At 60.2% G+C, this 12,899-nt stretch carries 14 protein-coding genes; 1 reads left to right on the top strand and 13 read right to left on the bottom strand.

The window, feature by feature from the left end:
* Positions 1-43 precede the first annotated feature (43 nt).
* Both ubiD and pepE read right to left on the bottom strand, forming a co-directional pair.
* The gene (ubiD, locus tag J0X03_RS22760; protein WP_033644963.1) at positions 44-1,564 is read right to left on the bottom strand and encodes a 4-hydroxy-3-polyprenylbenzoate decarboxylase; all 1,521 of its coding nucleotides are present in this window, start codon (positions 1,562-1,564) and stop codon (positions 44-46) included.
* Positions 1,565-1,626: 62 nt separating this feature from the next.
* Complete coding sequence (gene pepE, locus J0X03_RS22765) at positions 1,627-2,352, bottom strand: dipeptidase PepE (RefSeq protein WP_103101682.1); 726 nt, start codon at positions 2,350-2,352, stop codon at positions 1,627-1,629.
* Between the two features lie 245 nt (positions 2,353-2,597).
* On the opposite strand from pepE, the gene rfaH reads away from it, so the two are divergent.
* Complete coding sequence (gene rfaH / locus J0X03_RS22770) at positions 2,598-3,086, top strand: transcription/translation regulatory transformer protein RfaH (protein ID WP_033644965.1); 489 nt, start codon at positions 2,598-2,600, stop codon at positions 3,084-3,086.
* A 42-nt stretch (positions 3,087-3,128) separates the two neighbouring features.
* Here the strand turns inward: rfaH and hemB are convergent, their stop codons facing one another.
* The 11 genes from hemB to J0X03_RS22825 form a co-directional block, all read right to left on the bottom strand.
* Positions 3,129-4,151, bottom strand: a complete 1,023-nt coding sequence (gene hemB / locus J0X03_RS22775) for a porphobilinogen synthase (protein WP_042783470.1) — start codon at positions 4,149-4,151, stop codon at positions 3,129-3,131.
* Positions 4,152-4,165: 14 nt separating this feature from the next.
* Complete coding sequence (tatD, locus tag J0X03_RS22780) at positions 4,166-4,948, bottom strand: 3'-5' ssDNA/RNA exonuclease TatD (RefSeq protein ID WP_103101717.1); 783 nt, start codon at positions 4,946-4,948, stop codon at positions 4,166-4,168.
* A gap of 53 nt (positions 4,949-5,001) precedes the next feature.
* Entirely contained in the window at positions 5,002-5,772 is a 771-nt protein-coding gene (gene tatC, locus J0X03_RS22785; protein WP_033644968.1) for a Sec-independent protein translocase subunit TatC, read from the bottom strand.
* A 3-nt stretch (positions 5,773-5,775) separates the two neighbouring features.
* Positions 5,776-6,333, bottom strand: a complete 558-nt coding sequence (gene tatB / locus J0X03_RS22790) for a Sec-independent protein translocase protein TatB (RefSeq protein WP_033644970.1) — start codon at positions 6,331-6,333, stop codon at positions 5,776-5,778.
* Positions 6,334-6,336: 3 nt separating this feature from the next.
* The gene (tatA, locus tag J0X03_RS22795; RefSeq protein ID WP_004934452.1) at positions 6,337-6,600 is read right to left on the bottom strand and encodes a Sec-independent protein translocase subunit TatA; all 264 of its coding nucleotides are present in this window, start codon (positions 6,598-6,600) and stop codon (positions 6,337-6,339) included.
* Between the two features lie 80 nt (positions 6,601-6,680).
* Positions 6,681-8,312: a ubiquinone biosynthesis regulatory protein kinase UbiB gene (gene ubiB / locus J0X03_RS22800; protein WP_033644971.1), complete on the bottom strand. Its 1,632-nt coding sequence runs from the start codon at positions 8,310-8,312 to the stop codon at positions 6,681-6,683.
* The gene (ubiJ, locus tag J0X03_RS22805) at positions 8,309-8,917 is read right to left on the bottom strand and encodes a ubiquinone biosynthesis protein UbiJ (protein ID WP_033644973.1); all 609 of its coding nucleotides are present in this window, start codon (positions 8,915-8,917) and stop codon (positions 8,309-8,311) included. The genes ubiB and ubiJ overlap by 4 nt, the downstream gene beginning before the upstream one ends.
* Positions 8,918-8,930: 13 nt before the next feature.
* The gene (gene ubiE, locus J0X03_RS22810; protein WP_004934443.1) at positions 8,931-9,686 is read right to left on the bottom strand and encodes a bifunctional demethylmenaquinone methyltransferase/2-methoxy-6-polyprenyl-1,4-benzoquinol methylase UbiE; all 756 of its coding nucleotides are present in this window, start codon (positions 9,684-9,686) and stop codon (positions 8,931-8,933) included.
* Positions 9,687-9,764: 78 nt separating this feature from the next.
* Positions 9,765-11,312, bottom strand: coding sequence for a DNA recombination protein RmuC (gene rmuC, locus J0X03_RS22815; protein ID WP_033644974.1), 1,548 nt, complete (start codon positions 11,310-11,312; stop codon positions 9,765-9,767).
* A 140-nt stretch (positions 11,313-11,452) separates the two neighbouring features.
* Positions 11,453-11,983 carry a DedA family protein gene (locus tag J0X03_RS22820; RefSeq protein WP_004934438.1) on the bottom strand — a complete coding sequence of 177 codons (531 nt, stop codon included), beginning with the start codon at positions 11,981-11,983 and terminating at the stop codon, positions 11,453-11,455.
* A 76-nt stretch (positions 11,984-12,059) separates the two neighbouring features.
* Positions 12,060-12,842 carry a tyrosine-protein phosphatase gene (locus tag J0X03_RS22825; RefSeq protein WP_033644975.1) on the bottom strand — a complete coding sequence of 261 codons (783 nt, stop codon included), beginning with the start codon at positions 12,840-12,842 and terminating at the stop codon, positions 12,060-12,062.
* Between the last annotated feature and the right edge of the window lie 57 nt (positions 12,843-12,899).

Genomic DNA, 12,899 nt, shown 5'->3' on the forward strand with positions numbered 1-12,899 from the left:
CTCTGTCGGGTCATCAATGCAAAGCTGAGAACAGGGCCTGACGCTATAACGTCGGTTCCCTGTCACTGAAAATTGCGAGCTCATCCCAGATTTCGTCGACGCGCGCACGTACCTTTTCATCCATCTGAATCGGACGGCCCCATTCGCGATCGGTTTCACCCGGCCATTTGTTGGTGGCGTCCAGCCCCATCTTCGAACCCAGTCCGGAAACCGGCGAGGCGAAGTCCAGATAGTCGATCGGCGTATTCTCCACCAGAACCGTATCCCTTGCCGGATCCATTCGTGTGGTGATCGCCCAAATCACGTCATTCCAGTCGCGCGCATTGACGTCATCGTCACAGACGATAACAAATTTGGTGTACATAAACTGCCGCAGGAACGACCAGACGCCCATCATCACGCGTTTCGCGTGGCCGGCGTACTGTTTTTTCATGGTCACCACCGCCAGGCGATACGAGCACCCTTCCGGCGGCAGATAAAAATCAACGATTTCCGGGAACTGTTTTTGCAGGATCGGCACGAACACTTCATTCAGCGCCACGCCCAGGATCGCCGGCTCATCCGGCGGCCGACCGGTGTAGGTCGAGTGGTAAATCGCGTTGCGACGCTGGGTGATGTGCGTGACGGTGAATACCGGGAACTGGTCGATTTCATTGTAGTAACCGGTGTGGTCACCGTAGGGGCCTTCCGGCGCCATTTCACCCGGCTCGATATAGCCCTCCAGCACGATTTCGGCACTGGCAGGCACTTCCAGATCGTTGGAAAGGCACTTGACCACTTCGGTTTTATTGCCGCGCAGCAGCCCGGCAAAGGCATATTCAGACAGGGTATCCGGCACCGGCGTCACCGCGCCGAGGATAGTGGCGGGATCGGCGCCCAGCGCCACCGCAACCGGGAAACGCTCGCCGGGGTGCGCCTGGCACCACTCCTGGTAATCCAGCGCGCCGCCGCGGTGCGACAGCCAGCGCATGATCACTTTATTCTTGCCCAGCACCTGCTGACGATAGATACCGAGGTTTTGCCGTTCCTTATGCGGGCCGCGGGTCACCGTCAGCCCCCAGGTGATCAGCGGCGCGGCGTCTTCCGGCCAGCAGTGCATCACCGGAATGCGGCCCAGATCGACATCATCGCCCTGCCATACCTGCTCCTGACAAGGCGCGGATCCCAGCACCTTGGTCGGCATGTTCAGCACCTGCTTGAACTTCGGTATTTTGTCGAACAGATCGCGGAAACCTTTCGGCGGCTCCGGCTCTTTGAGGAAAGCCAGCAGTTTGCCGACTTCGCGCAGCGCGCTGATGTCTTCCTGCCCCATGCCCATCGCCACGCGATTGGCGGTGCCGAACAGGTTGCACAGCACCGGCATGTCGTACCCTTTCGGGTTTTCAAACAGCAGTGCCGGGCCGCCCGCCCGCAGGGTGCGATCGGCAATTTCCGTCATTTCCAGGTAAGGATCGATCGGCTGGCTGATGCGTTTTAGTTCCCCTCTCTTCTCCAGCAACGAGAGGAAATCGCGTAAGTCACGGTATTTCATGCTGATCATTATAGCGGCCAGTGGGGAGGGCATTATAAGCCCTCTTCAAGGTTGTTGCTGCAATTTTGTTAACGCCGCCCGCTGCCGGGTGGCCCTCAGCCGCAGTTGAACGGCACCAGCGCAGCCAGTGCGCGCGTATCCTGATATTCGCGCGTCTCTTCGCCGTGGCGGAACACCTTAAAGCCCTGCCCGTTGGCGCTGAAATAACGCAGCGCATTGCCTTCAACGTGCAACAGACTGCCTTCACGCAACGCCACTACCGATTCGCTCGGGTTGATCGCACAGAACTCCGCGAGACGCTCGTCACGGGTTTCGCCCATGTGGCCGCTGATGTGCGCATCGATGTAATGCGGGTTAATCTGCACCGGGAACAACCCCAGCGCCGGCAACACCACGCTGCAGCGCACCGGCATGTCATTGGTGGTGCGAATACTCGGCGTCGCCACGTTGCAACCTGCGCTCCAGCCGACGTAAGGCACTTCACGCTCGCGCACCGCGCGCTGGATAGGCACGATCAGGCTTTGTTCGTGCAGCATCTGGTTCAGCAACCAGGTGTTGCCGCCGCTGACCAAAATGCATTCGGCCTGCGCGATCGCCGCCGCCGGTGAAGCGGTGTGGTGAATGCTGGTGACTTCAATGCCCAATGTTTGCGCCAGCTCCTGCGCGCGCCGATCGTAGTCGTAACGGATCAGCGCGTAAGGGATAAAGACGGCGGATTTGATGCCGCGGCGCGCAATCATCGCCAGCAGTTGGCTTTTGGCGTACCCCAGCAGCTCGGCTTCGCCAGACAGCTTGCCGTTGCTCAACAGAAACAGCTCCATTTTTCTCCCCTCGGTCAAAAACGATGAATAGCGTCACAGCCGGCGGCGCAACGCCTTGCCATACTGTGACGGTAACAAATTTTTAGCCCTCTGTTATACCAGCGCCGTATCGATAAGTGTGTGACCCCTCGCTAATAGCCGTAGATTCAGAAAGATAGGCGATGTTACATGCTGAAACTTGCATCACTATGTATCCGGAATAGCTTTTGATATGCTTACCGGCTGGCAGAAAGGCATGTGAAATTATGGAATCCTGGTATCTACTTTATTGCAAACGCGGTCAGCTGTTGCGAGCGCAGGAACATCTGGAGCGGCAGCAGGTAAACTGCCTCAGCCCGATCATCACGCTGGAAAAAATCGTGCGTGGTAAGCGCATCGCGGTCAGCGAACCCCTGTTTCCCAATTATCTGTTTGTGGAATTCGACCCGGAGCGCATTCACACCACCACCATCAGCGCCACCCGCGGCGTCAGCCACTTCGTGCGTTTCGGCGCGCTGCCGAGCGTCATCCCGAGCAAGGTGATCGATGAACTGCGCACGCACACCAGCGAGACCTACGTCGATCCGGAAACCCCGCAGCCGGGCGATACCGTTCTGATCGTCGATGGCGTATTCGAAGGGCTGCAGGCGATCTACACCGAGCCGGACGGCGAGGCCCGCTCGATGCTGTTGCTCAACCTGATCAACAAACAGGTCAGTCAAAGCATCGACAATCGGCAATTCCAGAAAATGTAATGCAAAAAGGCGCCCTCAGGCGCCTTTTTTACGGTATCGCGCTTAGCGGCGCAGCGCTTCTTCATGCAGCCATTGGGCGACACGCTTGGCGAAGTAGGTCAGCACGCCGTCGGCGCCGGCGCGTTTAAAGCACATCAACGACTCCATCACCGCAGGCTGCTCCTGCAGCCAGCCGTTCTGAATCGCCGCCATGTGCATGGCGTACTCACCGGACACCTGATAAGCGAAAGTCGGCACGCCGAAGGTATCCTTCACCCGGCGCACCACATCCAGATAAGGCATGCCCGGTTTCACCATCACCATGTCCGCGCCTTCCTGCAGATCCTGCGCAATCTCTTGCAGCGCTTCATCGCTGTTGGCCGGATCCATCTGATAGGTCTTTTTGTTGCCGCCTTTCAGGTTGCCGCTGGAACCCAGCGCATCGCGGAACGGACCGTAATAGCAGGAAGCGTACTTGGCGGAGTAGGCCATGATCTGGGTGTTCACCAGGCCCTGCAGTTCCAGACGATCGCGGATCGCCCCGATACGGCCGTCCATCATGTCGCTCGGCGCCACGATTTCCGCGCCCGCTTCGGCATGAGACAGCGCCTGACGCACCAGAATGTCTTTGGTCACGTCGTTAATCACGTAGCCCTGCTCATCGATCACCCCGTCCTGACCGTGGGTGGTGTAGGGATCGAGCGCTACGTCGGTCAGAATGCCCAACTCAGGCACCGCGTCTTTCAGCGCGCGCACCGTGCGCTGCACCAGCCCTTCCGGGTTGTAGGCTTCTTCCGCATGCAGCGACTTCAAGCCCGGTTCAATCACCGGGAACAGGGAGATCACCGGCACGCCGAGTTTGGCGATGGTTTCCGCTTCCTTGACCAGCAGATCGATCGTCATGCGCGATACGCCCGGCATCGAGGCCACTTCTTCCTGGCGGTTGCTGCCTTCCATGACGAACACCGGATAAATCAGGTCATTGACCGTCAGTTGGTTCTCGGCGACCAGACGGCGGCTGAAGTCATGACGGCGCACGCGGCGCATACGGCGACCAGGAAAGGTGCCCGGAAATGCATAGCTCATAGTTTTCTCCTAGCTCAAACCAGCCGGAATAGCCGGCGGGCGTTCTCATCGGTTTTTTGCCCCAGCCATTGCGGCTCTTCCTGCCGCCAGACGGCGACCTGATGCACGAGGTGGGGCAGGAAACAGGGTTCGTTGCGGCGAGATGCGGGTTTAGGCTGTAAATCCCGGGGCAACAGATAAGGGGCGTCAGTTTCCAGCAGCAGACGCTCGGCCGGGATTTGCGGCAGCAGGGCGCGCAATTCCAGACCGCGCCGCTCGTCGCATACCCAACCGGTAATCCCGATCGACAGGCCCAGCGACAGGCAGCTTGCTAATTCTTCGGCGGTGCCGGTGAAGCAGTGCACCACGGCCGCGGGCAGTTTATCCAACCACGGCGTCAGTAGCTCGGCAAAACGTGCGTGTGCGTCGCGACAGTGAAGAAACACCGGCAGCGCCAACTCCGCCGCCAGCGCCAGTTGCGCGCTGAACGCCGCTTCCTGCTGCTCCGGCGTCGAGAAGTTGCGGTTGAAATCCAGACCGCATTCACCGATCGCCACCACTTCTGGGCCGGCGGCCAGGGCATAAATCTGCTCAGTGCTACGTTCATCCCAGCTGCCGGCGTTATGCGGATGCACACCGGCGGTGGACCAGCAATAGCCCGCATGCTGCTGCGCCAGTTTGGCGGCCTCGCGGCTCTCAGGCAGATCGGTGCCGGTAATCAGCATCCCGGTAACGCCCGCCGCGCGGGCGCGCTCCACCACGGTCTCGCGGTCTTTGGCGAATTGGCTGCTGGTGAGGTTAACGCCGATATCAAACATGGTTTTTTCCAAAGCAAAAGCCGCCCTATGGGCGGCTTCGCAATCAATGTGGATCAGGGCGCTGGGGGTTCGTCACCCTCGTCGTCGTCTTCCGCCTGCGGACGGCGTTTGCCGGTATAGAAGCGAGCGAAGAATACCCCCACTTCAAACAGCAGATACATCGGTATCGCCAGCAGGGTTTGCGAGAACACGTCCGGCGGCGTCAACAACATGCCGACCACAAACGCGCCGACCAACACATACGGCCGTTTCTTCTTCAGGTCTTCCGGCGAAGTGACGCCGCTCCAGCACAGCAGAATGATGGCGACCGGCACTTCGAAGGCGACGCCAAACGCCATAAACAGCGCCATGACGAAATCGAGGTAGTTTTTAATGTCGGTCGCAATGGTCACCCCCATCGGCGCGGTCTTGGCGAAGAAGCCGAAGGCCAGCGGGAACACGATGAAGTAGGCGAAGGCCATGCCGAGGTAAAACAACAGGCTGCTGGACACCAGCAACGGCATCATCAGGCGGCGTTCATGCTTGTACAGCGCAGGCGCGATGAACGCCCATACCTGATACAGGATCATCGGCGCGGAGACGAACACCGAAACGATCATGGTCAGCTTGATCGGGGTGAAAAACGGTGACGCCACGTCGGTGGCGATCATGCTCGCGCCGGCCGGCAACTGCTTGAGCAGCGGCGCAGAAACCAGCTGGTAGATGTCGTTGGCGAAAAACACCAGCACCACGAACACCGCCAGTACGCAAATAATCGAGTTCAACAGCCGCTTGCGCAGCTCTATCAGATGACTGATAAGGGGTTGGGTATCTTCAACAGCCATGTATTAACGATCGCCACTAGGTTGGTGAGACGCTGGGGTTTTATCCGCAACAGGTTCGACAGGAGCAGGCGCGGTTTCCACCGGCGCTTTAGCGGGTTGCGCCGCCACTGGCGCAGCCACGACGGCTTCAGGTTCCACTGCCGGTTTTGGCACGGCGGCGGGCGCGCTGGCGCTGGTTGCCGCTTCCGCCGGCGTCACGCCGTCGTGCAAGGCTTCCGGATCGATGGCCTGCGGGTTATGGATGGTGTTCGCCAGCTCTTCTTTCTCGCCCCGGTAGGTGCGTTTCAAGGATTCCGCCGCGTCTTTCAGCTCATCCATCGACGCCTTCAACTCCGGCGTCAGGTTCTGCAGGCCGGCCTGTTCGGCTTTCTTCAGGCTGTCCTGCAGCTCCTGCAGCTTCAGCTCCTGAGACAGTTCGTGCTGCACCGAGGCCGCCAGCGAGCGCAGCGCGCGGATCCAGCCCGATACCGTTCTGACCGCAACCGGCAAGCGTTCCGGCCCCAGAACAACCAGGCCGATCACCAGCACCAGCAGCAGCTCACTAAACCCAATGTCAAACACGGTTTATACCTGCTCTTTGTTCTTCGACTCTTCCGGTTTCACTTCCGGCTGCTTATCGGTAATAGGCTTGGCCGAGAAATCAGCGTCATCCAGGCTGCTTTTTTCAGCCGTGTTGGGGGTCGACGGCGTATCGTCACCGATCGCTTTTTTGAAGCCCTTGATCGAGGCGCCGAGATCGGAACCCAGCGTGCGCAGTTTTTTGGTGCCGAACAGCAGCACCACGATCACTGCGATGATCAACAATTGCGTAATACTAATACCGCCCATTTTAATTACCTCTAATTTTAAGGGGTCTTTTAAAGCCAGCCCGCATTATAGAGCCGACTTCACCAGAGTAACGAATTAAATCAGGTGGTTCGCTTCCAGCCAATCACCCAGCATACGATGCCGGCGGCCATCATCCAGGCGGGGAACACCTCGATTTGCCCCAGCAGCAACAGCGTGCCGCTTACCAACAGTGTAGCGCCAACGCCGAACAAATAACGTGACTGCCCCTGACGAACCCGCTGAGCCTGCATCTGGTTGGTCAGCTTATCAACGCTTTGTTGCAACAGTTTATGCTGCTGCAGGCTGTCGTAAAACAGCTCGGGCAGCTCGGGCAGTTTCTCCGCCCAGAACGGCGCCTTCTCTTTCAGCGCGCGCACCACGGCGGGAATGCCGACCTGATCGCGCAGCCAACTCTCGAGGAACGGCTTGGCGGTGGTCCACAGATCCAACTGCGGGTAAAGCTGACGCCCCAGCCCTTCAACATACAGCAAGGTCTTCTGCAATAACACCAGCTGCGGCTGCACTTCCATATTGAAGCGGCGCGCGGTGTTGAACAGGTTCAGCAGCACGTTGCCGAAGGAGATCTCCGCCAACGGCTTCTCGAAAATCGGTTCGCACACGGTACGGATGGCGAATTCGAAGTCTTCCACGTTAGTGTCGCGCGGCACCCAGCCGGAGTCGACGTGCAGTTCCGCCACCTTGCGGTAATCGCGGTTGAAGAAGGCGATGAAGTTTTCCGCCAGATAGCGTTTGTCATCCTTGTTCAACGAACCGACGATGCCGCAGTCGATGCCGATGTAGCAAGGATCTTCCGGATGTTCGTAGCTGACGAAAATATTACCGGGATGCATGTCCGCATGGAAGAAGCTGTCGCGGAATACCTGGGTAAAGAACACCTGAACGCCGCGTTCCGCCAACAGTTTCATGTTGGTGCCCTGCTGCTCCAGCGTGGCGATGTCCGAGACCGGAATGCCGTAGATACGCTCCATCACCAACACGCTTTCGCGGCAGTAGTCGGAGTAAACTTCCGGCACGTACAGCATCGGGCTGCCGTCGAAATTGCGACGCAGCTGAATGGCGTTGGCCGCTTCGCGCAGCAGGTTCAATTCGTCCAGCAGGGTTTTTTCGTACTCGCGCACCACTTCGCGCGGACGCAGGCGGCGGCCGTCCGGCAACAGCTTCGGCACCCAGCCTGCCAGCCGGTACATCAAGCGCACGTCGGCTTTGATAATCGGCCCGATATCCGGCCGGATCACCTTCAGCACCACTTCCTGGCCGGTGGTTTTCAGCCGCGCGGTATGCACCTGCGCGATCGAGGCGGACGCCAGCGGCTGCTGCTCGAAGTCGTCGAACCAGGTTTCCAGCGGGCCGCCCATCGCCAGCTCGATATGCTTGCGCGCCAGCGCACCGTCGAAAGGCGCCACCCGATCCTGCAGCAGCGTCAGCTGATCGGCAATGTGCGGCGGGAACAGATCGCGGCGGGTCGACATCATCTGGCCGAACTTGATCCAGACCGGCCCCAATTCCTGCAGCGCCAGCCGCAGACGTTCGCCCAGCGGTTTGTCCTTGTGCCGATTAGGCATCCAGAACAGCAACCGGCGGCCGAAGCGCAGCGGCAGCGTCAAACGCATTGTCGGGATCAGCTCGTCCAGCCCATAGCTGAGAAAAACGCGGACGATAAAATACAAACGACGCAGTTCGCCTGGGGTCATCGCTTGCCCTCCAACTTATCCATGCGGGCAATCAGCGCTTCCGCGCTGCGGGCGAGCGCATCCACTTCTTCATTGAACCACACCACTTCCAGCGGCCCCGGCGCCAGACGCCACTCTTCCGTCAGCGCCTCAGCCATGTCTTGCTGCCGACGCATCAATCCGGCCTTGAGTAACGAAGCACCTTTGCCCAGCGCCTGCGTAATGCCTTGAGCGGCGATATCGCCGATATAGGGCGCCAGCCATTCCGCCGGATCCCACTCCGCCAGATCGAGCAGGCCAACCAGCTGTTGCACCACCTGAATATCCCCTTCCACCGTCAATTCGCCGCTGCGCATCAGCACCGGCAACTGCTGGCGATCGCGCAGCTTCAGTAAGGAGGGAATGCGGCTGCGCACCGTGCAATCGGCGCTGTCTTCAGACTGCCCCAGCACATCCACGCGCAGTTCGCTGAACACCAGCACCAGCGGTGAAGCCAACTCTTCCAGTTCGATGCGCAGCACCTTGCCCGCCAGGCGTTGGCGAGCGGCTTTCATGCTGCGATCGCGAAACAGCAGGTTATTCAGCGAGGTTTCCAGCGCACCGGTCAGCAGAGGGGTAAACAGCATCGGCATCTCCCTCTCAGAACTTGAAGCCGCGATGCAGGGCGACAATCCCACCGGTCAGGTTGAAATAGGTGACGTTTTCAAAACCGGCGTTGCCCATCATGCCCTTCAGGGTTTCCTGATCGGGGTGCATACGGATCGATTCCGCCAGATAGCGATAGCTGTCCGGATCTTTCACTACCAGCTCGCCGATCTTCGGCAGCACGTGGAAAGAGTATGCGTCGTAAGCTTTGCTCAGCGGCGCCAGCAGCGGTTTGGAGAACTCCAGCACCAACAGGCGGCCGCCCGGCTTCAGCACGCGGAACATCGAACGCAGCGCTTTGTCTTTGTCGGTGACGTTACGCAGGCCAAAGGAGATGGTGATGCAATCGAAGTAATTGTCCGGGAACGGCAGCGCTTCGGCGTTGGCCTGCACGTAATTGATGTTGCCGACGATGCCGCGATCGCGCAGCTTCTCGCGCCCCATCTTCAGCATCGAATCGTTGATGTCCGCCAGCACCACCTGCCCCTGCTCGCCAACCATGCGGGAGAACTTGGCGGCCAGGTCGCCGGTGCCACCGGCCAGATCCAGCACGCGCTGCCCGCGGCGCACGCCGCTGCAGTCAATGGTGAAACGCTTCCAGATACGGTGGATGCCGAACGACATCAGGTCGTTCATCACGTCATACTTTGCCGCTACCGAATGAAAAACGTCCGCCACCATGGCCTGTTTTTCGTCTCTAGCGACGGTGCGAAAACCGAAATCGGTGGTTTCCTGCGATTGATCTGCCATTGTCCTGCCTGCTATTCAGTCAATTTTGTGTGGATGAGTGTACCAGAAGCCCGAGGAATACCCCACCTCGCCACGGCCTCAGCCGTGCGAAACGAAGCCCGGTTCCCCGGTGGTATCATCATCGTCGTTCGTCTGCGGCAGCGCGGCGACCTCGTCGTCGTTCGCCTCTTCCGCTTCATCGTGTTGCGCGCCGGCTTGCTGCGCCAGCAGCGGGTTTATCGGCCGCTTGACCTCAACCCCCAGCGCGCGGAAACCTTCAATTTGGCCGATAAGATTACCACGGCCTTCGCTCAGTTTGTTCATCGCCTGACGATAACTGCCCTGCGCCTTGTCCAGGCTCTGCCCCAGCGCGGACATATCGTCCACGAACAGCCGCATCTTGTCATACAGTTTCGCCGCGCGCTCGGCGATGCGCTGGGCATTCTGGCTCTGATGCTCATAGCGCCACAGGTTGGTGATGGTACGCAGCGCCACCAGCAACGTGGTCGGGCTGACCAGCATGATGTTGTGCTTGAGCGCTTCGCTGATCAGCTCCGGCTCGCGATCGATAGCCAGCAGGAAGGCCGGCTCGACCGGAATGAACATCAGCACATAGTCCAGCGAACGCAGCCCCGGCAGCTGCTGGTAGTCCTTACGGCCCAGCATGCGAATGTGGCCACGCAGCGAAGCGATATGTTCGCTCAGCGCCGCTTCGCGCTCCGCCTCGTCTTCACCGTTGAAATAGCGCTCGTAGGCGATCAGCGACATCTTGGCGTCGATCACGACATCCTTGCCCTGCGGCAGGCGCACGATCACATCGGGCTGCATGCGACTCTGATGATCTACCCGCACGTTGACCTGCGTTTCATACTCGTGCCCTTCGCGCAGGCCGGAGGCCTCCAGCACCCGGCTCAGCACCACTTCCCCCCAGTTGCCCTGGGTCTTGTTGTCGCCTTTCAGCGCCTTGGTGAGGTTGATGGCCTCGCGCGCCATTTGCGCATTCAACTGCTGCAGATTGCGTATCTCGTGCGTCAGCGTGTGGCGCTCACGCGCCTCCTGGCCAAAGCTGTCCTGCACCTGTCGGCGGAAACCGTCCAGTTGTTCGCGCAGCGGCAGCAGTAACCGATCCAAACTTTGCTTATTTTGCTCGTCCACCTTGCGGCCGCTGTGTTCAAAAATGCGGTTGGCGAGGTTTTCAAACTGGGTGGTGAGGCGCTGTTCGCTGTTGATCAGCAGACGCTGCTTCTCCTCCGCCGCCATGCGCGTCTCTTCCAGACGGATGGTGACTTCGCGCAGCTCGGCCTCCTGCGCGCTGTTCACCTCGCGCTGGGCGCGCAGCTCTTGGTTGAGCAGCTCGCATTCGTTGCGCCAATGGTTGAGCTGTTGCAGTTTTTCATGCCCGGCCGCCAGCTGGCTGTGCAGGTTGCGCAGCTCCAGCTCGTTCTGGCGCGACTGCTGTTCGTGGCGCAGCAGGGCCTCCTGCCGCACGGCCGTCTCCTGCTGCGCCTGCTGCAACGCTTGCTCCAGCAACCGCAGTTCGGTTTCATGTTGCGCGTTCGTCTGCTGCACTCGCAGACTGGCGATCAGCCACCCTAACAGCATGCCGATCGCGACGCCGCCAATCCCATAAATCAGACTGGTATCCACCCTGCCTCCTGTTGCACCTTGCCGTTCCGGCGTTTCGCACGCCCATTGCCCGTCACGTTAAGGGGAGGCTGTATGGATGTCCAGCCTGATTTTGCCCGCCGCGCACAATATTGCGCGGCGCTGCGCAATTTAGCGAGAAATCAGCCCAGCCACTGGCTGAGCCACTTGATGCCGAACGCCCCCGGCGCCAGAATGCCGAACGCCCAGATCATCGCCGACGTGACGTTGGCCAACTGGAAGTAGCGCTGCGGCATGCCGCAAATGCCCCCCACCAGCGGCACCACGGCGCGCAGCGGGCCGAAGAAGCGGCCAATGAAAATGCCCAGCACGCCCCAGCGCTCAAAGAAGGCGTGGCCGCGCGCCAGCAGCTGCGGATTGCGCGACAGCGGCCACATATGGGCCACCCGATCCTGATAGTGGTAGCCGATCCAGTACGAGAGCCAGTCGCCGAAAAACGCCCCGGCGGCGGCGGCGGCCCAAATCGGCCAAAAGGCGATGCCGCTTTCGCCGATCAGCGCGCCCAGCGCCAGCAGGATCACCGTGGCCGGCAGCAGCAGCGACAAAAACGCCAGCGACTCGCCGAACGCCAGGAAGAAGATGATGGGAATGGCCCAGCCTTCGTGCTGACGCACGACGTCGCTGACCCAGTTGATAACGTCATTGAGGCTCAATGCGGGGCTCCTGATACGCGATGGTTCGCCTAGGATAAGCCGGGGCGAGTTAAACCCCGGCTAAACACGCGGCAATTTACTCGAGGTAGAACGCCCGCAGCACTTCGCGCTGGGCCGCGCCCAGGCCGTATTCCGCTTCCAGCCAGCGGTCGGTGGAGCCGTATTGTTGGCGGATGCAGCCCAGCGCCGTCATCAGGAACTCCTCGCGCGCGCTGAGCACGTAGGCGAATTGCTCGAGCGCCGCCGCATTCAACTTGATAGACAGCTGATCCAGCATCTGCTCGCGGAAAGCGGCCAGCGTGGTTTCGGTCAGCAGATAGTCTTCCAGCACCGTCGCTTCGTCGGCCCCCAGCGCGAACAGCACCAGCGCCGAACCGACCCCGGTGCGATCCTTGCCGACCGCGCAGTGTTGCACGATTGCGCCGCCGCCGGGGTTGCTCAACAGCTGCGCCAACCGCTGATAGGCCGCATTGCCGAACGGCAGGCGGCGATACAGCTCCAGCATGAACGCCCGGGCGTCGAAAGCGGCCAGCGTTTCGTTGGTGAGCTTTTCCAGGTTGGCGTTGACTTCGCTGCTCAGCGGGTTGGCCGGCACGTGGTGATAGTCGGCGCCATTCCACAGAATATCCGGTTTGGCCTGCACTTCGTCGGCATCGCGGTAGTCCAGCACCGAACGCACCGGCACCCCAGCGAGGAAAGTGCAGTCGTTTTCCGTCAGCCGCTCGAGAGAACCGGAGCGGAACAGCAGGCCGCGTTTGATGCGGCGCCCGTCGGCCACGCCGTTGCCGCCGAAGTCACGGAAGTTAATGCCGCCGTCGAGCGGCGCAAGCGAAGGATGAAGCAGGATCTGGGCGGTCATAAACGTCCTCGTTGTTTTTGTTCTGACAACGCGCGGCAGCCATCGGCGCAGCGCTGA

Source organism: Serratia ureilytica (assembly GCF_017309605.1).
GTDB lineage: Bacteria > Pseudomonadota > Gammaproteobacteria > Enterobacterales > Enterobacteriaceae > Serratia > Serratia ureilytica.

Bases quoted from the DNA above. Each gene is read 5' to 3' on its own strand.
- tatC (WP_033644968.1), bottom strand. From the start codon at position 5,772: ATGGCTGTTGAAGATACCCAACCCCTTATCAGTCATCTGATAGAGCTG.
- tatD (WP_103101717.1), bottom strand. From the start codon at position 4,948: ATGTTTGATATCGGCGTTAACCTCACCAGCAGCCAATTCGCCAAAGAC.
- pepE (WP_103101682.1), bottom strand. From the start codon at position 2,352: ATGGAGCTGTTTCTGTTGAGCAACGGCAAGCTGTCTGGCGAAGCCGAG.
- J0X03_RS22825 (WP_033644975.1), bottom strand. From the start codon at position 12,842: ATGACCGCCCAGATCCTGCTTCATCCTTCGCTTGCGCCGCTCGACGGC.
- ubiB (WP_033644971.1), bottom strand. From the start codon at position 8,312: ATGACCCCAGGCGAACTGCGTCGTTTGTATTTTATCGTCCGCGTTTTT.
- ubiE (WP_004934443.1), bottom strand. From the start codon at position 9,686: ATGGCAGATCAATCGCAGGAAACCACCGATTTCGGTTTTCGCACCGTC.
- ubiJ (WP_033644973.1), bottom strand. From the start codon at position 8,917: ATGCTGTTTACCCCTCTGCTGACCGGTGCGCTGGAAACCTCGCTGAAT.
- ubiD (WP_033644963.1), bottom strand. From the start codon at position 1,564: ATGCCCTCCCCACTGGCCGCTATAATGATCAGCATGAAATACCGTGAC.
- rfaH (WP_033644965.1), top strand. From the start codon at position 2,598: ATGGAATCCTGGTATCTACTTTATTGCAAACGCGGTCAGCTGTTGCGA.
- tatA (WP_004934452.1), bottom strand. From the start codon at position 6,600: ATGGGCGGTATTAGTATTACGCAATTGTTGATCATCGCAGTGATCGTG.
- hemB (WP_042783470.1), bottom strand. From the start codon at position 4,151: ATGAGCTATGCATTTCCGGGCACCTTTCCTGGTCGCCGTATGCGCCGC.